5 protein-coding genes are annotated in these 24,897 nt (G+C 73.6%); all 5 read left to right on the plus strand.

The features are described from left to right. Positions 1-5,280: an SDR family NAD(P)-dependent oxidoreductase gene (locus tag ACIQAC_RS31510; RefSeq protein WP_402197000.1), complete on the plus strand. Its 5,280-nt coding sequence runs from the start codon at positions 1-3 to the stop codon at positions 5,278-5,280. A 287-nt stretch (positions 5,281-5,567) separates the two neighbouring features. Further along, positions 5,568-16,562: a type I polyketide synthase gene (locus tag ACIQAC_RS31515; RefSeq protein WP_402197002.1), complete on the plus strand. Its 10,995-nt coding sequence runs from the start codon at positions 5,568-5,570 to the stop codon at positions 16,560-16,562. A gap of 23 nt (positions 16,563-16,585) precedes the next feature. Then, the gene (locus ACIQAC_RS31520) at positions 16,586-23,686 is read left to right on the plus strand and encodes a type I polyketide synthase (protein ID WP_402197003.1); all 7,101 of its coding nucleotides are present in this window, start codon (positions 16,586-16,588) and stop codon (positions 23,684-23,686) included. Between the two features lie 98 nt (positions 23,687-23,784). Continuing rightward, positions 23,785-24,561 carry a thioesterase II family protein gene (locus ACIQAC_RS31525; RefSeq protein WP_402197005.1) on the plus strand — a complete coding sequence of 259 codons (777 nt, stop codon included), beginning with the start codon at positions 23,785-23,787 and terminating at the stop codon, positions 24,559-24,561. A gap of 70 nt (positions 24,562-24,631) precedes the next feature. Then, the gene (locus tag ACIQAC_RS31530; RefSeq protein WP_402197007.1) at positions 24,632-24,871 is read left to right on the plus strand and encodes a DUF5988 family protein; all 240 of its coding nucleotides are present in this window, start codon (positions 24,632-24,634) and stop codon (positions 24,869-24,871) included. Positions 24,872-24,897 lie beyond the last annotated feature (26 nt).

Genomic DNA, 24,897 nt, shown 5'->3' on the forward strand with positions numbered 1-24,897 from the left:
ATGTCGAACACGTCCACACCCCCCGACGAACAGAAACTTCTCGACTACCTGCGCAAGGTCACCGTCGACCTCCAGCAGACCCAGCAGCGGCTGCGCACCGCCGAGGCGCGCGAGCACGAGCCGGTCGCCGTCGTCGCCATGGCCTGCCGCTTCCCCGGCGGAGTGCGCGACCCCGAGGGACTGTGGCGCCTGGTCAGCGGGGGCGGTGACGCGGTCACCGGATTCCCCGCGGACCGGGGCTGGAACCTCGCCGCACTGCACGACCAGGACGCCGACCGCGAGGGCACCACCTACGTCACACAGGGCGGCTTCCTCGACGGCGTCGACCAGTTCGACCCCGGGCTGTTCGGGATATCGCCGCGCGAGGCACTCGCCATGGACCCGCAGCAGCGGCTCGTCCTCGAAACCGCCTGGGAGGTGTTCGAACGCGCGGGCATCGACCCGCTGTCGCTGCGCGGCAGCCGCGTCGGCACGTTCGTCGGCGCCAACCCGCTCGACTACCGGTCGGGTCTGGCCACCGTCCCGGAGGGCTTCGAAGGACACCTGCTCACCGGCGGCGCGGCCAGTGTCGTCTCCGGCCGGATCGCCTACACCTTCGGCCTCGAAGGGCCCGCCGTCACCCTCGACACGGCCTGCTCCTCCTCCCTGGTCGCCCTGCACCTCGCGGTGCAGGCACTGCGGCGCGGCGACTGCTCGCTCGCCGTGGCCGGCGGGGTCGCGGTGATGTCGACGCCCGCCGAGTTCGTGGGCTTCAGCCGGCAGCGCGGACTGTCTGCCGACGGCCGGTGCCGGGCGTTCTCGGCGGACGCCGACGGCATGGGCCTCGGCGAAGGCGTGGGACTGCTCCTGGTGGAGCGGCTCTCCGACGCGGTCCGCAACGGACACGAGGTGCTGGCCGTCGTCCGCGGTTCGGCCATCAACCAGGACGGCGCCTCCAACGGCCTCACCGCGCCCAGCGGACCGGCCCAGCAGCGGGTCATCGAGGCCGCGCTGGAGGACGCCCGGCTGGCGGCGGACCAGGTGGACGCCGTGGAGGCGCACGGCACCGGCACCAAGCTCGGCGACCCGATCGAGGCACAGGCCCTCCTCGCCACGTACGGCAGGAACCGGTCCGCCGAACGGCCGCTGTGGATCGGCTCCCTGAAGTCGAACATCGGTCACGCGCAGGCCGCCGCCGGCGTGGGCGGAGTCATCAAGACCATCCAGGCCATGCGGCACGGTGTGCTGCCGCGCACCCTGCACGCCGAACAGCTCAGCCCCGAGGTGGACTGGGAGGCCGGCGCGGTCGCCCCCCTCGCCGAGAACACCCCGTGGCCCGACCGCGACCGTCCGCGTCGCGCCGGTGTCTCCGCGTTCGGGATGAGCGGCACCAACGCCCACGTGATCCTCGAACAGGCCGAACAGGCCGAACCGGCGGACCGGACGGCGGAACAGGCCGACGAGGCCGGCGCCGAGTCGGCCCAGGAGAACGACGACACGTCGGCCGACGCCCGGCAGCCTGCGGGCGGAGCCGTCGCATGGGTGGTGTCGGGTGCCACCGAGACCGCGCTGCGTGAACAGGGCGCCCGGCTCTGGGAGTTCCTGAGCGACCGGCCCGAGCCTGTCGATCCCGCCGACGTCGCCCGGTCCCTCGCGACGACCCGCGCCGCCCTCGACCATCGCGCCGTCGTGGTGGCGGACGACCTCACGGCGCTCGGCCCCACCGCGGTCCTCGGCCCCACCGCGCTCCTCGACGGGCTCGCCGAACTCGCCGCGGGCGGCACCGCGTCCGCCGCCGGACGAACCGCCCGCCTCACCACCGGCTCGGTGACGGAAGGCGCCGCACGGCCCGTGTTCGTGTTCCCCGGCCAGGGCGCCCAGTGGTCCGGCATGGCCCTCGCCCTCGCCGAGAGCCGGCCCGCGTTCGCCGCCTCCCTGCACGCCTGCGCCGAAGCCCTGCGACCGCACGTCGACTGGGACCTGCTCACCGAACTCGGCGGCGACCTCGCCCGCGTCGACGTCGTACAGCCCGCCTCCTGGGCGGTCATGGTCTCGCTCGCCGAACTGTGGCGCGCCCACGGTGTGGAGCCCGCCGCCGTCGTAGGCCACTCCCAGGGCGAGATCGCCGCCGCGGTCGTCGCGGGCGCGCTCAGCCTGGAGGACGGTGCCCGCGTCGTCGCCCGCCGCAGCCAGGTCATCGGCCGGAGCCTCGCCGGACGCGGCGGGATGGCCTCCCTGGCACTGAGCCGGGAGGCCACGCAGGAACGCCTGCTGTCCTGGGGGGACCGGCTCGGAGTGGCCGCCGTCAACGGCAGCCGCGCCACCGTCGTCTCCGGCGACCCGGAGGCGATCACCGAACTCGTCGCCGCCTGCGAGGCCGACGGCATACGTGCCCGTGTCATCCCCGTCGACTACGCCTCCCACTCCCCGCAGGTCGACACCGTCCGCGAGGAACTCCTGCGCGAACTCGACGGCATCGAGCCGCGCGCCTCACGCGTGCCGTTCCACTCCACCGTCGACGGACGCCCGCTCGACACCACCACCCTCGACGCCGCCTACTGGGTGCGGAACCTGCGGCAGACCGTCGAATTCGCCCAGGTCACCCAGCAGTTGGCGGACGCCGGCCACACCCTGTACGTCGAAGTCGCGGCGCATCCGGTGCTGTCCCTGGCGATCGAGGAGACCGCCGGACCCGACATCGTCACCGTCCCGTCCCTACGCCGCGACGACGGCGGCGCCGGCCGGTTCCTCACCTCCCTCGCCGAGGCGTTCGTGCACGGCGTCGACGTCGACTGGACGCCCGCGTGGCCCGGCGCCCGTACCACCGCACTGCCCACCTACGCCTTCCAGCACAAGCGGTACTGGCTGGAGTCCGGCCCCGCCGCCCTCACCGCCACCCCGACGGGCCGGGCCGAGGCCCGCTTCTGGGCGGCCGTGGAGCGCAACGACCGTACGGCCGTCACCGAGACGTTGCGTGTGCCGGAGGGCGCGGGCCTGGACGAGCTGCTGCCCGCGCTCGGCGCCTGGCGTCGCGCACGTGAGGAGCAGAGCACCGTCGACTCGTGGCGGTACAAGGTCGCCTGGGTTCCTGTGGCGCCGGTGACGCCTGTGGGACCGGGGGTCGCAGGGTTGGCGTCGGCGCCGTTGGCGGCGGCCGGCTCCGCGCCCGACGACGAAGCGCTCACCGGCCCGGCGCTTACCGGCTCCGCGCCCGGCGGCGATGCGCTCTCCGCCCCCGCGCCCAGCACCCCGGCGCTCACCGACCCCGCGCCCCGCATCCCCGCACCCCGCAGCCCCGTCTCCTCCGCGTCCGCGCCCGCCCTGAAGGGCACATGGCTGCTGGTCGTCCCCGAGGACCACGCGTCCAGCGCCCTCGTCACCGAGACGGCCGGCAGGCTCGAAGCGGCCGGCGCCGAGGTGCACGTCCTGCCGGTCGCCCCCACGGACGCCGACCGCGGCAAACTCGCCCCCCGCCTCCAGGAGACCGTCGGTGACGGAGCCGACCTCGCCGGGGTGCTCAGCCTGTGGTCCCTCGACGCCTCCGCGCTGCCCGAGAACCCCACACTCGGTTCCGCCACCCTCGGCACGCTCGGACTGCTCCAGGCCCTCTCCGACACCGGACTCACCGTGCCGCTGTGGTGCGTCACCCGAGGCGGCGTGAGCACCGGCTCCGCCGATCCCGCCGCCGACCCCGTGCAGGCGCAACTGTGGGGCATGGGCCGAGTCGCCGCCCTGGAGACACCCCGCCTGTGGGGCGGACTCGTCGACCTGCCGAGCGACGCCGAGGACACCGCTGCCGCACACGGCATCGTGGCCGCCGTCGCCCGTTCCGACGGCGAGGACCAGATCGCCGTACGCGGCGGACGCGCCCTGGGCCGCCGTATGGTCCGCGACCTGGCGGGCGACCGCACCCCCGCCCGGACCTACCGCCCGCGCGGCACCGTCCTCATCACCGGCGGCACGGGCGCCCTCGGCAAACTGCTGGCCCGCTGGCTGGCCCGCAACGGGGCCGAACACCTCGTCCTCACCAGCCGCCGCGGACCGGACGCCCCCGGCGCCGCCGAACTCGAGAACGACCTCACCGCACTCGGCGTCCGCGTCACCATCGCGGCCTGCGGCATCGCCGACCACAACGCGCTCGCCGCACTCGTCGAGTCGGTCGAGTCCTACGGCCCGCCCGTCACCGCGGTCGTCCACACCGCCGCGCACATCGACCTCGGCCCCCTGCTGGAGTCCACCGTCGAGGAGTTCACCAACACCTACGAGGCCAAGGTGCTCGGCGCGCACAACCTCGCCCGTGTCTTCGACGGACACGACCTGGACGCCTTCGTGATGTACTCCTCCATCGCCGCCTTCTGGGGCAGCGGCCTGCACGGCTCCTACGCCGCGGCCAACGCGCACCTCGACGCGATGGCCGAGCAGCTTCGCGCCGGTGGCCGGACCGCCGCCTCCCTCGCCTGGGGTGTGTGGCGGCCCGTCGACATCCAGGAGAGCTACGCCGCCGAGCGGATGGCCATCAGTGAGCGGGCCCAGGAACAGGGACTGCCCTTCCTGGAACCCGAGCTCGGTATCGCCGCCTTCCGCCAGGCGGTCGACCACGACGACGTCAATGTGGCGCTCGCCAACATTGAATGGGACCGGTTCGTGTCCCTGTTCACCATGGCCCGGCCCACCCGGCTGCTCGATGAACTTCCCGAGGCCAGTGCGGCTCTGCGGCGGATCGCCGAACAGGACGACCGGACGGTCGACGACAGCACGGAGGGCCACACCCTGCGGGACCGGCTGGCCGCACTGACCGCGGAGGAGGCCGGCCGGCACCTGCTCGACCTGGTGCGTGACCACGCCGCTGCCGCACTCGGCCACGACGGCCCCGACGCCGTACAACCCGCGCGGGCCTTCCGCGACCTCGGCTTCGAGTCCCTCACCGCCGTCGAACTGCGCAACCGCCTCAGCCGCGCGACCGGCCTCAGGCTGCCCGCCGGCCTTGTCTTCGACCACCCCACACCCAACGCGGTCGCGGCACTGCTGCGCGCCGAACTCCTGGACGACAGCCCCGTGACCGTCGAATCCCTGCACGCCCAGCTCGATCAACTGGAGACCGCACTCACCGCACTCACCGGCCTCGACGTCGACACCTCCGAACGCGCCCCCCTGACCGCGCGCCTGCGCGCCCTGCTGGACCGGTGGACCACGTCCGACACGACCGAGACGGAAGGGCCCGCCACCGTGGCGGAACAACTCGAATCCGCCAGCGACGAAGAGATGTTCGAGTTCATCCGCCGGGAGTTCGGCCGCTCCTGAGCGACCGGCATCCAGCGGCCGGCGGTCCGCGGTCGGCGTCGCGTACGCCGCACACCGCGGTCCGCCGCGCCGCGCACTTTCCGCACGGCACGCTCCGAACTCCGCACCGCATTCGGACCGAACTCCGGACCGAACTCCGGACCGTGCTCCGGACCGAACTCCGCACCGCATTCGGACCGAACTCCGCACCGCACCCCGGACCGAACTCCGGACTGTGCTCCGCCGGGCGGCGGCGATACCCCGCCGCCCGGCGCCCCGGCACCCCCAGACCTGCTGACTGCTTCACCTTGAACGACTCGTGGGAGACTCCAGTGGCCAACAGCGAAAAGACGCTCCGTGACTACCTCAAGTGGGTCACCGCGGACCTGCACGAGGCGCGTCAGCGCCTGCGGGACGCCGAGGACGCCGCCCACGAGCCCATCGCCATCGTCGGCATGGCCTGCCGTTTCCCCGGCGGAGTCGGCTCGCCCGAAGACCTCTGGCGGATGGTCCACGACGGTGTGGACGCCGTCTCCCACCTCCCCACCGACCGCGGCTGGGACGTGGACGGGCTCTACGACCCCGACCCCGACGCCCCCGGCAAGAGCTACGTCCGCGACGGCGGATTCCTCTACGAAGCGGCCCAGTTCGACGCGGGCGTCTTCGGGATCTCCCCGCGTGAGGCGCTCGCCATGGACCCGCAGCAAAGGCTGCTGCTGGAGACCTCCTGGGAGGTCTTCGAACGCGCCGGACTCGACCCGACCGGCGTCCGCGGCCGCCGTATCGGCACCTTCATCGGCGGCAACCGCCCCGACTACGCCGCACATCTCGGCCAGGTCCCCGACGCCGTCGAGGGCCACCTCCTGACCGGCAGCAACTCCAGCGTCACCTCCGGCCGGATCGCCTACACCTTCGGCCTCGAAGGCCCCGCCATCACCCTCGACACGGCCTGCTCCTCCTCCCTGGTCGCCCTGCACCTCGCCTGCCTGGCCCTGCGGCACGGCGACTGCGGCATGGCCCTCGCGGGCGGTTCCGCCGTCCTGTCCACCCCCGAGGGCTTCGTCGCCTTCAGCCGCCAGCGCGGCCTGTCCAAGGACGGCCGCTGCAAGGCGTTCGGTGCCGAGGCCGACGGCCTGGGCCTCGCCGAAGGCGTCGGCGTGCTGCTCCTGGAACGGCTCTCCGAGGCCCGCAAGAACGGACACGACGTCCTTGCCGTGATCCGCGGCTCGGCCATCAACCAGGACGGCGCCAGCAACGGCCTCAGCGCCCCGAACGGCCCCGCACAGCAGCGCGTCATCCGTGCCGCGCTCAGCGACGCCCGCCTCACCACCGCGCACGTCGACATGGTCGAGGCGCACGGCACCGGCACACCCCTCGGCGACCCGATCGAGGCACACGCCCTCATGGCGACCTACGGCCAGGGCCGCCCCGCCGACCGGCCGCTGTACCTGACCTCGTTCAAGTCCAACATCGGCCACGCCCAGGCCGCCGCCGGCGTCGCCGGAGTGATCAAGACCGTCATGGCGCTGCGCCACGGTGTCCTGCCCCGCACCCTGCACGCGGAGGAGCCCTCTCCGCACATCGACTGGTCGGCGGGAGCGGTCTCCCTGCTGCCCGACTCCCGTCCCTGGCCGGAGACGGGAGAGCCGCGCAGGGCGGGCGTCTCGTCCTTCGGCATCAGCGGAACCAACGCGCACGTGATCCTGGAACAGGCCGAGCCCGCCGACGAGCCGGCCCCCGGACAGGCCCCGCCGTGCGCCGGCGGTGGCGTCGTGCCGTGGCTGGTGTCCGCCAAGTCCGCGCAGGGCCTGCGCGCACAGGCGGCCCGCATGCTGGGCTACCTGCGGGCCCACCCCGAACTGCCCGCCCCCGACGTGGCGTCCGCCCTTGCGACGACCCGCGCGACGCTGGAACACCGGGCCGTGGTGGTGTCCGACGATCCCCAGGCCCTCCTCGCGGGCCTGGAGGCCGTCGCGTCGGGCACGGCCGCACCGGGCACCACGGTCGGCTCCGGACCGGTCGCGGACAAGGCCGTGTTCGTCTTCCCGGGCCAGGGCGCCCAGTGGTCCCGCATGGGCCTGGAACTGGCCGACGCCTTCCCGGTGTTCGACCAGGCGCTGGGTGAGTGCGCGGACGCGCTGCGGTCGTTCGTCGACTGGGACCTGCGGGCCGAGCTGGCCGGGGATCTGTCGCGGGTGGACGTGGTGCAGCCGGCCTCCTGGGCGGTGATGGTGTCGCTGGCCAGGCTGTGGCAGTCGTTCGGTATCCAGCCGTCTGCTGTGGTGGGTCATTCGCAGGGGGAGATCGCGGCCGCCGTGGTCGCGGGCGCGTTGTCGCTGGAGGACGGTGCCCGGATCGTCGCCGAGCGCAGCCGCGTGATCGGTGAACGCCTCGCGGGCCGGGGCGGTATGGCGTCGGTCGCGCTGCCCGCCGACGCCGTACGCGACCAACTCGGTACGTACGGGGACCGGTTGGCGGTGGCCGCCGTGAACGGGCCCTCCTCCACCGTGATCTCGGGCGAGCCGGAAGCTCTGGACGCCTACCTGGCGAGCCTTGAGGCGAAGGGCGTACGGGTCCGTCGTGTCGCCGTGGACTACGCCTCGCACTCCTCGCACGTGGAGAGCGTCCGCGACGAACTCCTCGACATCCTCGCGCCCATCACCCCGCGCTCCGCCGAGGTGCCGTTCTACTCGACGGTGACCGGCGGGATCCTCGACACCGCGGGCCTCGACGCCGGGTACTGGGTGCGGAACCTGCGGGGAACGGTGGAGTTCGAGGAGGCGACACGCGCGCTGATCGGCGACGGCTACGCCGCCTTCGTGGAGTGCAGCGCCCACCCGGTGCTCGGCCTCGGCCTGTCCCAGACCGCCGACGCCCTGGGCGTGCAGGTGGCGACCGTCGGCTCACTGCGACGGGACGAGGGAGGCGCCGAGCGGTTCGTCACCTCCCTCGCCGAGGGGTGCGTCAACGGCCTCGACGTGGACTGGACCCCGCTCGTCACCGGCGCCCGCGCGGTCGACCTGCCGACCTACGCCTTCCAGCGCACCCGCTACTGGCTGGAGAACGTCGACTCCGAGACCGTGGAGGCGGTCGGTGCCGCCGACGTCGTGGAAGCCGGCTTCTGGGACGCGGTGGAACGCGAGGACGTGCAGGGCCTCGCCCGCACGCTGGAACTGGACGAGGACAGGCTGGGCGACCTGCTGCCCGCCCTGGCCGCCTGGCGCGGCCGCAGCCGGGAACAGTCCGCGGTGGAGTCCTGGCGCTACCACCTGACCTGGCAGAACATGCCCGAGCGGAGCGACGCCCGGCTCACCGGCACCTGGCTCCTGGTCGTCCCGGAGGACACACCGGACGCGGACTGGGCCGACGCCTGCGACCGTATGCTGCGTGAGCGGGGCGCCGAGGTCGTCCGCCTCACCGTCGACACCACGACCGCCCACACCGGCCTCTCCACCCAGCTCGCCTCGGCCCTCGCCGACGGCCCCGTGCTTGCGGGCGCCCTCTCGCTCCTGGCGCTGGACCAGGACGCCCACCCCGACCACCCCGCGCTCACCCGGGGCACCCTGGCCACCCTCGCGCTCCTGCGCGACCTCGGCCGCCACGCCCCGTCCCCACCCCTGTGGAGCACCACCCGCGGAGCCGTGTCCACCGGCGCCGACGATCCGCTGACCCACCCCGAGCAGGCTCCCGCCTGGGGCGTCGGACGAGTCGCCGCACTGGAGTACCCCGAGCGGTGGGGCGGCACGATCGACCTGCCCGAGACCATCGACGAGTCCGCGCTACGGCGACTCGCCGCCGTACTCACCAACACGGACGGCGAGGACCAGATCGCCCTCCGCCCCACCGGCACCCTGGCCGCCCGGCTCGTCCGCGCACCGCGCCCCGACGGCCAGGCCCCCGCCTGGCGGCCCGAGGGCACCGTCCTGGTGACCGGCGGTACCGGCGCCCTCGGCGCCCACCTCGCCCGCTGGCTGGCCCGCGAGGGCGCCGCCCACCTCGTCCTCACGAGCCGGCGGGGCGCGGACGCGCCCGGCGCCGCCGAACTGGAACGCGAACTCACCGAGCTGGGCGCCCGCGTGACCCTCGCCGCCTGTGACGTCGCCGACCGCGCAGCCCTCGCCGCCCTGCTCGCCACCCTCACCGGCGACGACCGGCTCACCGCCGTCTTCCACACGGCCGGCATCGTCGACGACACCATCGTCGACACGCTGACCCCCGAACGCGCCGAGAGCGTCGCCCGGGCCAAGGCACTCGCGGCCCGGCATCTGCACGAGCTGACACAGGACATCGACCTGTCCGCCTTTGTGCTCTACTCCTCCTTCGCCAGCGTCTTCCCGAGCATCGGCCAGGCCAACTACGCCGCCGCCAACGCCTATCTGGACGCGCTCGCCACCCACCGCCGCGGCCTCGGACTGCCCGCCACGTCCGTCATGTGGGGATCGTGGGGCGGCGGCGGACTGGCCGACGGCGAGATCGGCGAACGACTGCGCGAGCAGGGCGTGCCGCCCATGGACCCGCGGACCGCTGTCGCAGCCCTGGCCCGCGCCCTCACCGACGACGACACGGTCGTCGGAGTCGTCGACATCGACTGGGCGCGCGTCGCCCCGACCGCCGTCTCCGTACGGCCCTACCCGCTCATCACCGGCGTACCGGAAGCACGCAGGGCCATCGCGCCCGCGCCCGGCGCCGAACCCGCCGACGGCGCCGCGAACCAGTTGGTCCAGCGACTCACCGGCCTCGACGACGCCGGACGCGACCGTGAACTGCTGCGCCTGGTACGTGAACAGGCCGCGGCCGCACTCGGCCACGCGGACGCCGACGCCGTGCCCGCCAACAGCCCGTTCCGGGACCAGGGCGCCGACTCGCTGATCGCGGTGAACCTGCGCAACGGCATCAGCCAGTCCACCGGTCTCCGCCTCCCCGCCACCCTGGTCTTCGACCACCCCACTCCGGCCGCGCTCGCCCGTCACCTCAAGGAGCACCTCTTCGCGGCGGACACGGCGGACGCCGCCAACCCGGCCGCCCCGTCGCCCCTCGGCGACAACGAGCCGATCGCGATCGTCGGCATGGCCTGCCGGCTGCCCGGCGGCGTCACCTCCCCGGAGGAGCTGTGGCACCTCCTCGCGCACGGCGCGGACGCGATCGCCCCCTTCCCCGACAACCGCGGCTGGGACGTGGACGCCCTCTACGACCCGGACCCGGAGGCGCCCGGCAAGTCGTATGTGCGCGAGGGAGGCTTCCTGTACGACGCGGCGGAGTTCGACGCGGCCTTCTTCGGTATCTCGCCGCGTGAGGCGCTCGCCATGGACCCGCAGCAGCGGCTGCTGCTGGAGACGTCCTGGGAGGTGATGGAGCGGGCGGGCATCGACCCGGACGCCCTGCGGGGCACCCGCACCGGCGTGTACGTCGGAGCCGGCCACCGGGGCTACGTCACCAACCTCGGCCAGCTCCCCGACGGCGCCGAGGGCTACACGATGACCGGCAACGCCTCCAGCGTGATGTCCGGCCGCATCGCCTACACCTTCGGCTTCGAGGGCCCCGCGGTCACGGTCGACACCGCCTGCTCCTCCTCCCTCGTCGCACTGCACCTCGCCACCCAGGCCCTCCAGCGCGGCGAGTGCGGCATGGCACTGGTCGGTGGTGTGGCCGTGATGCCGGACGCCGAGGTGTTCGTCGAGTTCAGCCGGCAGCGCGGGCTGTCGCCGGACGGGCGCTGCAAGGCGTTCTCGGCATCGGCCGACGGTACGGGCTGGGCCGAGGGGGCGGGCGTGCTGCTCGTCGAGCGGCTCGGCGACGCCCACCGCAACGGGCACAAGGTACTCGCCGTGGTGCGCGGATCGGCCATCAACCAGGACGGCGCCTCCAACGGGCTCACCGCGCCCAACGGCCCCTCCCAGCAGCGGGTTATCCGCCAGGCCCTCGCCGACGCCGGTCTCACGGCCGCCGACATCGACGCGGTGGAGGCCCACGGCACGGGAACCAGGCTCGGCGACCCGATCGAGGCGCAGGCCCTGCTCGCGACCTACGGCCAGGACCGCGAGTCCGAACGCCCGCTGTGGCTGGGCTCGTTGAAGTCCAACATCGGTCACACCCAGGCCGCCGCCGGCGTCGCCTCCGTGATCAAGATGATCCTCGCGATGGACCACGAGGTGCTGCCCCGCACGCTGCACGTGGACGAGCCGTCGCCGGAGGTGGACTGGGCCTCGGGCGCCGTGGAACTGCTGGCCGAGGCACAGGACTGGCCGCGGAACGGCCGGGTGCGGCGGGCCGCGGTCTCCGGGTTCGGGATCAGCGGGACGAACGCGCACGTGGTGCTGGAGCAGGCGCCGGCCGAGCCCACTCCGACACCGGAGTCCGCAGCGGACCCGTCCCCTTCGGCACGTGTGCTGCCATGGCTGGTGTCGGCGCGGTCGGCGGAGGCGTTGACGGCCCAGCTGGACCGGTTGGCGTCCTTCACGCAGTCGCGTGCGGACGTCGGAGCGGCGGATGTCGCGGGCGCCCTGCTGGGGCGTTCGGCACTGGAGTACCGGGCCGTCGTCGCCGGTCGTGACAAGGACGCGCTGATCTCCGCCTTGGTGTCGGAGGGGGGCGTCCGGGGCCAGGTGGGTCCGCGTGACGGCCGGGTCGGGCTGCTGTTCGCCGGTCAGGGCTCGCAGCGGGCCGCCATGGGCCAGGAACTCCACGCGGCCTTCCCGGTGTTCGCGCGGGCCTGGGACGAGGTCTGTGCGGAGCTGGGGCGTTCGCTGACGGACGAGGTCCCCGAGGGGACGGGCTGGGCGCAGCCGGCACTGTTCGCGTTCGAGGTGGCCCTGTTCCGGCTGGTCGAGTCCTGGGGTGTACGACCCGAGGTGCTGGTCGGACACTCCGTCGGTGAGATCGCCGCGGCGCACGTCGCGGGTGTGCTGTCCCTCGCGGACGCGTGCCGGCTCGTGGAGGCCCGGGGCCGTCTGATGGCCGCACTGCCCGAGGGCGGAGCGATGGTGGCGATCGCCGCGCCCGAGGCCGAGGTTGCGGACGCCGTCGCGGACCGGCCGGACGTGGTCGGGATCGCCGCGGTCAACGGTCCTTCGTCGGTGGTGGTGTCCGGCGTCGGCGCGGACGTCGACGAGATTGCCGCGGTCTTCGCGCAGAAGGGTGTGCGGACGCGGAGGCTGCGGGTGTCGCACGCTTTCCACTCGCCGCTGATGGAGCCCATGCTGGACGAGTTCCGTGCCGTGCTGGAGGGCTTGACGTTCAGCTCTCCGTCGGTGGACTTCGTGTCGACGGTCGACGGTGGTGGCGATGTCGCCTCGGTCGACTACTGGGTACGGCACGCGCGCACCGCGGTCCGGTTCGGCGACGCCGTACGGGAGTTGGAGGACCGTAGGCTCTCGGTGCTGATGGAGATCGGTCCCGACGCGACGCTGACCGGTATGGCGGCCCAGGCCCTCCAGGATCCGCAGGCCCTGTCCCTGGTGGCTCTGTGCCGCAAGGACACGGACGAGGCCGTGTCGGTCGTCGAGGGCGTCGGTCAGGCCTGGGTCAGCGGCGTCGAGGTCGACTGGACGCCCCTGTGCGTGGGCGGCACGCGGGTCGACCTCCCCACGTACCCCTTCCAGCGTCGGCGCTACTGGCTTGCCCGGACCACGGGTGCCGGTGACGCCGAAGGGCTCGGTCTGGTCGGGGCGGGACACCCGCTGCTCGGTGCCGCCGTGCCGATGGCGGACGGGCGGGGTGTGGTCCTCACCGGCCGGGTGTCCCGATCCGTCCAGCCCTGGGTGGCCGACCACCAGGTCGGTGGTGTGGTCCTGCTGCCGGGTACGGCGTTCGTCGAACTGGCCGTGCGCGCGGGCGACGAGGTCGGTTGCGGGCGCATCGAGGAACTCACCCTCCAGGCACCCCTGGTGCTCCCCGAGCGCGGAGGGGTCCGGCTCCAGGTCGTCGTCGACGCGCCGGACGAACTCGGCACGCGAGGCGTCTCCGTCCACTCCCGGCCCGACCAGAGCGACGACTGGACACTCCACGCCACCGGCACCCTCACGTCCTCCGACACGGTCACACCACCGGCGGACAACCTGACCGTCTGGCCCCCGACGGACGCCGAACCGGTCGATCTCACCGAGTTCTACGAGCAGTTGGCCCAGGCCGGCTCCGCGTACGGGCCGGTGTTCCGCGGGCTGCGGGCCGCGTGGCGGCGCGGCGGAGACGTGTACGCGGAGGTCGCGCTGCCCGAGGGGGTCGAGGCGAACGCCTTCGGTGTGCACCCGGCGCTGCTGGACGCCGCGTTGCACCCGATCGGCCTCGGCGGCCTGGTCGACGTCCAGGACGGAACGACTCTGCTGCCGTTCTCCTTCAACGGAGTGGAACTGCACGCCACCGGAGCCTCCGTGGCCCGGGTACGACTCACGCCCACCGGCGGTGACTCGGTGTCACTGCTGGCGGCGGACGGGGCCGGCGAACCCCTGGTCTCCGTCGCCTCGCTGATGCTGCGACCGGTGACCGCGGAGGCACTGCGCGCGGCCTCGGCGGGTCACGACTCGCTGTACCGCGTCGAATGGGTGCCGGTGGCCGCCGAGTCCGCCGGACCGGCGGTGACGGTGGTGAGCGGCGTCGCGGACCTCGACGGTGCCGCCGACGCGCAGGCCCACGGATCCGGCCGGGACCACCTGCTCGTGACCTACGTCGACCCCGCGGCCGACGTGCGCGAAGCCGTCAACGGCACACTCGCCCTGATCCAGCGGCTCCTCGGCGACGAACGGTTCGCCGACGCCAGGCTCGCCGTCGTCACCCGCGCCGGCGTACTCGCGCACGCCGCCGTGTGGGGCCTCGTCCGGACCGCGCAGACCGAGAACCCGGGACGGTTCTTCCTCCTCGACAGCGACCAGGACCGGCCGGAACGCACGGCCGTCGCCGAGGCCATCGCCACGGGGGAGAACCAACTGCGTTCACGCGACGGCCAGTTGTACGGCCCCAGGCTCGCGCGTGCCGTGTCCGCCGACGTGCTTCAGCCGCCCGCGACCGCCGACTGGCGGCTCGCGGTACGGGGCGGCACCGGCACCCTCGACGACCTGGCGCTTGTCCCACTGCCCGACCTCGGCGGCGAGCCGCTGCGCCCCGGCGAGGTCCGGGTCGCGGTCCGTGCCGCGGGCCTCAACTTCCGGGACGTGCTCATCGCGCTCGGCATGTATCCGGGCGACACCGCACCCGCGATCGGCAACGAGGCGGCGGGTGTGGTCCTGGAGACGGCGCCCGACGTGACGGACCTGGTCCCCGGGGACCGTGTGTTCGGCCTGATGCCCGACTCCGTCGGACCGGTCGCACGCACCGACCGCCGCTTCCTCGCCCGGCTGCCCGAAGGCTGGTCCTTCGATACGGCCGCCGCCACCCCCGTCGCGTTCCTGACGGCGTGGATGGGGTTGGTCGAGTTGGCGGGTGTGGGTGCCGGTGATGTGGTGCTGGTGCATGCGGGTGCCGGTGGTGTGGGGATGGCCGCGGTGCAGGTGGCGCGGCATCTGGGTGCTGAGGTGTTCGCCACGGCGAGTCCGGGCAAGTGGGGGGCGCTGCGTGAGCTGGGCCTTGATGACGCGCACATCGGGTCGTCGCGGTCGCTGGAGTTCCGGGAGCGGTTCCTGGAGGTGACCGGTGGTCGTGGTGTGGACGTCGTACTCAACTCCCTGTCCGGAGAGTTCATCGACGCGTCCCTCGAACTGCTGCCGCGCGGCGGCCGCTTCATCGAGATGGGCAAGACGGACATCCGCGATCCGCACACCGTACGGACCCAGTACCCCGACGTCGCCTACCAGGCCTTCGATCTGATCGAGGCGGGTGCTGAGCGGATCGGCGGGTGGCTGACCGAGGTGGTGGGGCTGCTGGAGGCAGGAGCACTGCATGTCCTGCCGGTGGTGTCGTGGGACGTACGGCGGGCGCGTGAGGCGTTCCGGTTCGTGAGCCAGGCCCGGCATGTGGGCAAGGTCGTGCTGACGGTTCCGCGCGGGCTGGACGCCGATGGCACGGTGCTGGTGACCGGTGGTACGGGCACGTTGGGCGCGCTGGTCGCCCGGCATCTGGTGGCCGTGCACGGAGCGCGGCAGCTGCTGCTCGTGTCACGGCGTGGTCCGGAGGCCGAGGGTGTGGCCGAGCTGGTGGTGGAGCTGGAGAAGCACGGCGCCTCGGTGACCGTGGCGGCCTGTGACGCGTCCGACCGGGACCAACTCGCCGCCACCCTCGCCGAGATACCCGCCGAACACCCCCTGACCGCGGTGATCCACACCGCCGGTGTGGTGGACGACGCGGTCCTCGGCTCGCTCACGCCGGAACAGGTGGAACGGGTACTGCGGCCGAAGGTGGACGCGGCCGTGAACCTGGACGAGCTCACCGCCGACCTTGACCTCTCCGCGTTCGTCCTCTACTCCTCCGTCGGCGGCCTCTTCGGAGGCGCCGGCCAGGGCAACTACGCCGCCGCCAACGCCTTCCTCGACGCCCTCGCCGAACAGCGCCGCGAGCGGGGGCGGCCGGCCCGGTCGCTCGCCTGGGGACTCTGGGAACAGTCCAGCGGCATGACCGCGCACCTCGGCCGCGGCGACCGGGCGCGGGCCGACCGCTCCGGCGTACGGGCCCTCACGTCGGAAGAGGGCCTGGCCCTCTTCGACGCGGCCCTCGACACCGACGAGGCACTGCTTGTACCCGTCGGGCTCGACCTCGCCACCCTGCGCGCCCGCGCCACGTCCGAGGACGTACCCGGACTGTTCCGCGGACTCGTCCGGGCCACCGGGCGCCGTACCGCCGGAGTGGTCGACGCGTCCGGCGCCGAGGCCCTGCGCCGCCGGGTCGAGGCGGCCTCCCCGGGCGAACGCCACCGGATCGTGCTCGACCTCGTCCGGCAGCAGGCCGCCGCGGTACTGGGACTCGGCGACACCGACCAGGTCCCGGCCGAACGGCCCTTCAGGGAAGCCGGCTTCGACTCCCTCACCGGCGTCGAACTGCGCAACCGGCTCAACGCGGCCACCGGCGTACGCCTCTCCGCGACGGCCGTCTTCGACCACCCCAGCCCCGTCGAACTCACCGGCCACGTGCTGGAGCACCTCGCCCCCGGCGAAGGTGACGGACCCGCGGGCGAGGACCGGTTCGAGGCCGAGTTCCGCAGGGCCCTCGCAGAACTGCCCCTGTCCACACTGCGCGACGCGGGCGTCCTCGGCCCCCTGCGGCGCCTGACCGGCTTCGGTGACGAAACCGGAGAGACGGAGGCCGCGACCGACGCCGCCTCCATCGCGGCCATGGACGTCGACGCCCTCGTCGACATGGCGCTCCACCAGAACGAAGCGTGAAGCGACACCGAGACGGAGTTCGCATGACCACATCGACCGACAAGCTCGTCGCCGCACTGAGGGCGTCGCTGACGGAGGCGGAGGACCTGCGCCGCCGCAACAAGGAGCTGACGGCCGCGCAGAGCGAGCCCGTCGCCATCATCGGAATGGCCTGCCGCTACCCGGGCGGCGTACGGTCCCCGGAGGACCTCTGGCGCCTCGTCGCCGACGAGGTGGACGCCATGTCCCCCTTCCCGGCCGACCGCGGCTGGGACCTGGACGCCCTCTTCGACCCCGACCCGTCGAGGACCGGCACCAGCTACGTCCGCGAGGGCGGCTTCGTGCACGGCGCCGGAGAGTTCGACGCCGAGTTCTTCCACATCTCGCCCCGCGAGGCGCTCGCCATGGACCCCCAGCAGCGACTGCTCCTGGAGACCGCCTGGGAGGCCGTGGAACGCGCCGGCATCGACGCCGACACACTCAAGGGCAGCCGGACCGGAGTCTTCATCGGCTCCGGCACCCCCGGCTACGGCGCCGACATCAAGAACGCACCCGAGGAGATCCAGGGCTACACCCTCACCGGACTCGCCACCAGCGTGGTCTCCGGCCGGGTCGCCTACACCTTCGGCCTCGAAGGCCCCGCCGTCACCGTCGACACCGCGTGCTCGTCGTCACTCGTCGCCCTGCACCTCGCCGTACAGGCGCTCCGGCAGGGCGAGTGCACGATGGCGCTCGCCGGCGGAGTCACGATCATGTCCGACCCCGGTGTCTTCCTGGAGTTCAGCCGCCAGCGCGGACTCTCCCCCGACGGCCGCTGCAAGGCGTTCGCGGACGGCGCCGACGGCACCGGCTGGGCCGAGGGCGTGGGTGTCCTGCTCGTCGAGCGGCTCTCCGACGCCGTACGCAACGGCCACCGGGTACTGGCGGTCGTCCGCGGTTCGGCGGTCAACCAGGACGGCGCGTCCAACGGCCTCACCGCTCCCAACGGCCCCTCCCAGCAGCGCGTCATCAGGCAGGCACTGGACAACGCCCGGCTGACCGTGGACCAGGTCGACGCCGTCGAGGCGCACGGCACCGGAACCACCCTCGGCGACCCCATCGAGGCCCAGGCGCTCCTCGCCACCTACGGCCGGCGCCGGACCACCGACCGCCCGCTGCGCCTCGGGTCGATCAAGTCGAACATCGGTCACGCCCAGGCGGCCTCCGGCGTCGCCGGCGTGATCAAGATGGTCATGGCACTGCGCCACGGCACACTCCCGAAGACCCTCCACGTCGACCAGCCCTCCACCCACGTCGACTGGGAGTCGGGTGCCGTCACCCTGCTCACCGACGCCGAACCCTGGCCCGAGACCGGCGACTCCCGCCGCGCGGCCGTGTCCTCCTTCGGCGTCAGCGGCACCAACGCCCACGTCATCCTCGAACAGGCCCCGCCCGTCGTACGCCCGGACACCGCCGCCCCCGTGCACCCGGCGCCGTCCGCCGTGCCGTGGATCGTCTCCGCGCGCGACGCACAGCAGCTGCGTACGGTCGCCGACAGCCTCAAGAGCCACGTCGAGCGACACCCCGAGCCGACGCCTGCCGAGATCGGCACCACACTCGCCACCCGCCGCACGGTGCTGGAACACCGCACGGTGGTCGTCGGCGCCGACCGCCCCGAACTGCTCACCGGCCTCCACGCCGTGGTGGCCGGCGAGCCCCACCCGACCGTGGTCACGGGCACACCCACCGGCGGCGACAAGGCGGTGTTCGTGTTCCCGGGCCAGGGCGCCCAGTGGTCCCGCATGGGTCTGGAACTGGCCGACGCCTTCCCGGTGTTCGACGCGGCGCTGAGCGAGTGCGCGCAGGCACTGAAGGCCTTTGTGGACTGGGATCTGCGGGCCGAACTGGCCGGTGATCTGTCCCGGGTGGACGTGGTGCAGCCGGCTTCCTGGGCGGTGATGGTCTCGCTCGCACGCCTCTGGCAGTCGTTCGGGATCCAGCCGGCCGCCGTCGTCGGTCACTCCCAGGGCGAGATCGCCGCCGCCGTGGTGGCGGGCGCCCTGTCGCTGGAGGACGGGGCCCGGATCGTCGCCGAGCGCAGCCGCGTCATCGGCCAACGGCTCGCGGGCCGGGGCGGTATGGCATCGGTCGCGTCGCCCGCCGGTGCCGTACGGGAACACCTCGCGCCCTATGGCGACCGGTTGGCGGTGGCCGCGGTCAACGGGCCGTCCTCCACGGTGGTTTCGGGTGAGCCCGAGGCGCTGGACGAGGTCCTGGCGGCGCTGGAGTCCGACGGCACCCGGGTCCGTCGTATCGCCGTCGACTACGCCTCCCACTCCTCGCACGTCGAGTCCATCCGCGACGAACTCCTCGACGTCCTCGCACCAATCACACCCCGCACCTCCGACGTGCCCTTCTACTCCACCGTGGTGGGCGGGCTGCTCGACACGGCCGCTCTGGACGCGGGCTACTGGGTGCGGAACCTGCGGGGCACGGTGGAGTTCGAACAGGCGACCCGCGCCCTGATCGGCGACGGCCTGACCGCCTTCGTGGAGTGCAGCGCGCATCCCGTACTCGCCGTCGGCGTGGAGGAGTCCGGCGCCTCGTTGGTCGTCGGGTCGCTGCGGCGCGACGACGGGGGAGCGCGCCGGTTCGTGGCCTCCCTCGCCGAGGCGTTCGTCTGCGGCCTGCCCGTCGACTGGCGGCCGTTGTACGGCCCGGCGGAGCCCGCGGAACTGCCGACCTACCCCTTCCGGAACACCCGCTACTGGCTGGAGCCCGGCGAGGACGTGACGTCCGAGGCGTCCGCCCGCGACGAGGCCGAGACGGGTTTCTGGGACGCGGTGGAGCGCGAGGACCTGACCGCGCTGGCCGAGTCGCTGGACCTCGACACGGACGGGCTGCGGGAAGTGCTGCCCGCCCTGGCGTCCTGGCGCCGGCGCAGCCGCGACGAGTCCGTCGTCGACTCCTGGCGCTACAAGACGGCATGGCGGCCCGTCGGGAGTGCCGGGACCACGGTCTCGGGTACCTGGCTGCTGGTCGTGCCCGAGCCGCCCGCGGCCACCGACGCCGACTGGGTGCGGGCGGCGGGCACGGCCCTGGAGGAGGCGGGCGCCACCACGGTACGGGTCGCCCTGGTTCCCGGGGCGGAACGCGCCGAGTACGCGGCACTGCTCGCCGCCGCCCGTGCCGGCATCACGGACATCGCGGGAGTGCTGTCGCTGCTGGCCCTCGCCGAGGAGCCGGTACCGGCGTACCCGTCGACGCCGGGCGGCCTCACGGCCACGCTGACGCTGGTGCAGGCGCTCGGCGACGCCGGCATCGACGCCCCGCTGTGGTGCGCGACGCGCGGTGCGGTCTCGACCGGGCCGTCCGACGCGCTGACCAGCCCCGCCCAGGCCCAGGTCTGGGGCCTGGGCCGGGTCGTCGCCGAGGAGAACCCGCACCGGTGGGGTGGTCTGGTCGATCTGCCGCCGTCCGCCGACCAGCGGGCCCGAGCCCGGCTCGCCGCCGTACTCGGCGGCATCGACGACGAGGACCAGGTGGCGGTACGCCGTTCCGGCGTCCTCGCGAACCGGCTCGTCCGGGCCTCCTGGGGCGACGGACGGCCACTGCGCGCCTGGCGTCCCGAAGGCACCGTCCTGATCACGGGCGGCACGGGAGCGCTCGGCGGACATGTGGCCCGGATGTTCGCCGCCGCGGGCGCACCGCACCTGCTGCTGGTCAGCGGCCGTGGCCCGGAGTCGCCCGGCGCCGCCGAGCTGGAACGCGAACTCACCGAGCTGGGCGCCCGGGTGAGCCTCGTCGCCTGCGACGTCGCCGACCGCGACGCCCTGGCGGCCGTACTCGACTCCGTACCGCAGGAACTGCCGCTGCGGGCCGTGGTGCACACCGCCGCCGTACTGGACGACGCGGTCGTCGACGCCCTGACTCCCGGGCAGGTGGACCGGGTGCTGCGGGTCAAGGCGCGCGGGGCGCGCAACCTCGACGAGCTGACGCGGGACACGGACCTCACGGCGTTTGTGCTCTTCTCCTCCTTCGCCGGCACGTTCGGCGTGGCCGGACAGGGCAACTACGCGCCCGGCAACGCCTATCTCGACGCCCTCGCCCGCGCCCGGCGCGCGGCCGGACTGCCCGCCACATCGGTGGCCTGGGGGCACTGGTCCGGCGGCGGCATCGCCTCCGGCGCCGCCGAGGAACAGCTGCGACGCCGCGGCGGCTCCGAGATCGAGCCGCGCCTGGCACTGCGGGCCCTTCAGCACGTGCTCGACCACGACGAGACGGTGGTGGCGCTGGCACTGATCGAGTGGGACCGCATCGCCGCGACCGCGCAGGGCGTGGACAGCGGGCCCCGGCCGTTCCTGCGGGAACTGGACGACGTACGCAGACTGCTCCGGGCCGCGGAGCGTGAGCCCGCCGCCGTGGACGCGGCCGCGGGCGGCCTGCCGGCGGCCCACGAGCTGGCCGCGCTGCCCCGCGAGGAGCGGGAGCGGGCACTGGTCGACCTGGTGCGCACCCACGCCGCGGCCGTGCTGGGCCACACCTCGGCCGATGTGCTGGACGCCGAACGGCCCTTCCGCGAGCTGGGCTTCGACTCCCTCACCTCGGTCGAACTGCGCAACCGGCTCGGCACGGCGACGGGAGTGAAACTCCCCGCGACCGTGGTCTTCGACCATCCCACGCCACGGGATCTGGCCACACACCTGCGGGGCGCGCTGCTGGGCGACACCTCCGGCGACGGACCGGCCACGGAGGCCCAGCCGCAGGGCGGCGCCACCGACGGCGCGGACGATCCGGTGGTGATCGTCGGGATGAGCTGCCGGCTGCCCGGCGGTGTCGAGACCCCCGACGAGCTGTGGCAGCTGGTCCTGGACGAGCGGGACGCCGTCGGCGGACTGCCCGAGGACCGGGGCTGGAACGTCGACCTCCTGGTCGAGGCCGGACTCGAGGTGCCCGGCATGCGGTACGTGCGCCAGGGCGGATTCCTGCGCGACGCCTCCCGCTTTGACGCGGCCTTCTTCGGCATCACCGACGACGAGGCGCTCGCCATGGACCCGCAGCACCGGCTGCTCCTCGAGCTGTCCTGGGAGGCGCTGGAACGGTCGGGCACCGCCCCGGGAGCACTGCGGGGCGCACCCGTCGGTGTCTTCCTCGGTACCTTCTCGCAGGGCTACTGGTCGGGGCTCCAGGAAGTGCCGGAGGCCACCCGCCCCTATCTGAGCGGAGGGATCTCCCCGGCGCTCGCGGCCGGCCGGATCGCCTACACGCTGGGCCTGGAAGGACCGGTGCTCACCCTCGACACCGGCTGCTCGTCGTCCGCGCTGGCCCTGCATCTGGCCTGCCAGGCCGTCCGCAACGGTGAGTGCGACCAGGCCCTCGCAGGTGGCGCCTCCGTGCTGGCCAACCCGGCCGTCTCCCCGGGCATGGGCATCGGCGCGGCGGGCGACGGCCGCTGCAAGTCGTACGCGGAGAGCGCCGACGGCACCGGCTGGGGCGAAGGCGCCGGCATGCTCCTGGTCGAACGGCTCTCCACGGCACGCGCGCGGGGCCACCGGGTGCTCGCCGTGATCCGGGGCAGCGCCGTCAACCACAACGGCACCGGCAACGGCATCGGCGCGCCCAACGGCCCGTCCCAGCGGCGGGTGATCCGGCAGGCCCTCGCGAACGCGCGCCTGGCGCCCGGCGACATCGACGTGGTGGAGGGGCACGGCACGGGCACCGCACTCGGCGACCCGATCGAGGCCCAGGCGCTGATGTCGGTGTACGGGCCGGACCGCGACCCGGACCAGCCGCTGTGGCTCGGCACGGTGAAGTCCAACATCGGCCACCCGCAGGGAGCTTCGGGTGTCGTCGGGGTGATCAAGACGGTCCTGTCGATGACATACGGCAGCCTGCCGCGCTCACTGCACTCCGACGAGCCGAGCGGGCACGTGGACTGGAACGGCGGGGGAGTGCGGCTGATTCAGAAGACCATGCCCTGGCCGGAGACCGGTCGGCCACGTCGCGCCGGAGTGTCCTCGTTCGGCGCCAGCGGCACCAAGGTCCACGTCCTCCTCGAACAGCCCGCGCCCGACGACGCCGGACCGCGCACCAAGGATCACCCCGCGACCCTGCCGGTGCTGCCCGTTGTGCTGTCGGCACGGGAGGGAGACGCCCTGCGTGAGCAGGCGGCGCGGCTCCGGGCGCACCTGGAGTCCCGGCCGGAGATCGGAGTGTCCGACGTCGCCTGGACGCAGGCCGTGGGCCGCTCGGCGTTCGCCCGGCGGGCCGTGCTGCTCGCCGATGACCGTGACGCGCTGCTCGACGGACTTGCGGCCGTGGCGGAGGGACAGGAGAAGGAGACCGTGTTCCTCGGCACCGCGGGCGGCGACCTTCCCGTCGCCTTCACTTTCCCCGGCAACCCGGTGACGCCGGGCGTCGCACGTCAACTGCACGACGGCTACCCCGAGTTCGCCGACGCGCTCGAAGGCGTGTGTGCCCACCTGGAGCCGTTGCTGGAGCACTCACCACTCGACCTGCTGCTGAGCGGCGGCACCGAGGCGGCCGAACCCGGCTCTCCCACGGCGTGCGCCGCGTCGTACGCCCTCGAACTCGCCCTGTCCAGGGTGCTGTCGGGGTGGGGTGTGCGACCGGCCGCCGTCTCCGGGCGGGGGCCCGGCGCGGTCGCCGCCGCGGTGGCGGCGGGGGCTCTGGACGAGGCGGACGCGGCACGGCTGCTGACGGCCCTCGCCGCCGGGGCCGAGCACAACGCCGTGCTACCGGCGACGACCTGGCGCCGGCCTACGGTCTCCGTGCTGGTCGCGGATGGGGACAGCCAGGTGCCGGGACCGACGGACGGGGCCGCCGCCGGTGAGCCGGGTTCGGACGCCTACTGGAGGGCCGCCTGGGCGGCGGAGACGCCCACCGCGCCCACCGGTGCGACGGTCGTTGAACTCAACGGCACCACGTCGACCGACCCCGGCTGCCTGCCACTGCCCGTCGCGGGCACCGGCGCGCTGCCGGCCACCCTGGCCCGCCTGCACACCCGGGGCGCCGCCGTCGACTGGGCCCGGATGTGCGGGGACGGGCACCGACTGGCCGACCTGCCCACCTACCCCTTCCAGCGCGACAGCTACTGGCTGCGCACCGCGCTCGACGCCCTGACCGCCGGAGCCACGGCCGTCTGACCCGGCCCTCCCCGTGCCGGTGCCCGTCGTCTCGGGCACCGGCACGGGCGGCCGTACCGCAACCGCACGACCCACCCGACCAGGAGGCTCAACCGCCCATGCCGTCAACCAACACACATACGGACCTGTGGATACGGGGGTTCGGCAGCGCACCGGCCCAGCACCCCGGGGTGCGGCTGCTGTGCTTTCCGCACGCCGGCGGGTCGGCGTCGTTCTACCACCCGCTGTACCGCGCGGTCGGCGACGCCGCCGAGGTCCTCGGCGTGCAGTACCCGGGCCGCCAGGAACGCCGGTCCGAGACCCCACCGACCGATCTCGACGCCCTGGTCGACGGGGTCCGCACCGAACTCGAGGAATGGACCGACCGGCCCGTGGTCTTCTTCGGACACAGCATGGGCGCTGTAGTCGCCTACGAGGTGGCCCGCAGGCTGAAGCGGGAGAACGGCACCGGCCCGCTGGGCCTGATCGCCTCCGGCCGTCGCGCCCCCGGTGTCCTGGTCGAGGAGAACGTCCATCTGCGCGACGACACCGGCCTGGTGGCGGAGGTGCGGACACTGAGCGGCACCGCCACGAACCTGCTCGACGACGCCGAGGTCAGGGAGATGATCCTGCCTTCACTGCGCGCCGACTACACCGCGATCGAGACCTATCGCCACCGCCCGGGGCCCGAACTGGGCTGCCCGATCACCGTCCTGGTCGGCGACTCCGACCCCCGAGTCGGCCGGGACCACGCCCGTGCGTGGTCCCGGCACACCACCGCAGCATTCGAGCTGCGGACCTTCTCCGGCGGCCACTTCTACCTCGGCGACCAGTGGCCGGCGGTCGGCGCGACCGTACGCGCCTGCCTCACGGCGTTCGGCGCTGCCGCGCGCTGACCCGCGCGCCGGCGCCGGGCCGGCCGCACATCCCTGCCCGCACCATTCTCTCGACGGAGTGTGATTCCCCATGAGTTCCGCCAAGTCCGACGTCATGACCGACCACGAGCCCAACATCATCCTGCGCGGCGGCCCCGACTGGCTGCCCGAGGAGGAGCGGACCCGCTTCGAGTCCGACCTGGGGGAGAAACTGAAGGTACTGATCGGGAACGCCTACGAGCACTTCGTGCCGACGGGGGAGACCGTCGAGCGTGAGGGGGTGCGGCTGCGGGTCTTCCTGTGGTCGCGCCGCACCTACGTGGCGGAGTGACCGGCTTCCACCGGCACACGACGTCG

Source organism: Streptomyces sp. NPDC088387 (assembly GCF_044753385.1).
Lineage (GTDB): Bacteria > Actinomycetota > Actinomycetes > Streptomycetales > Streptomycetaceae > Streptomyces.

Coding starts and splice junctions, on each gene's coding strand:
- ACIQAC_RS31525 (WP_402197005.1), top strand. CDS start 23,785: ATGCCGTCAACCAACACACATACGGACCTGTGGATACGGGGGTTCGGC.
- ACIQAC_RS31520 (WP_402197003.1), top strand. CDS start 16,586: ATGACCACATCGACCGACAAGCTCGTCGCCGCACTGAGGGCGTCGCTG.
- ACIQAC_RS31510 (WP_402197000.1), top strand. CDS start 1: ATGTCGAACACGTCCACACCCCCCGACGAACAGAAACTTCTCGACTAC.
- ACIQAC_RS31530 (WP_402197007.1), top strand. CDS start 24,632: ATGAGTTCCGCCAAGTCCGACGTCATGACCGACCACGAGCCCAACATC.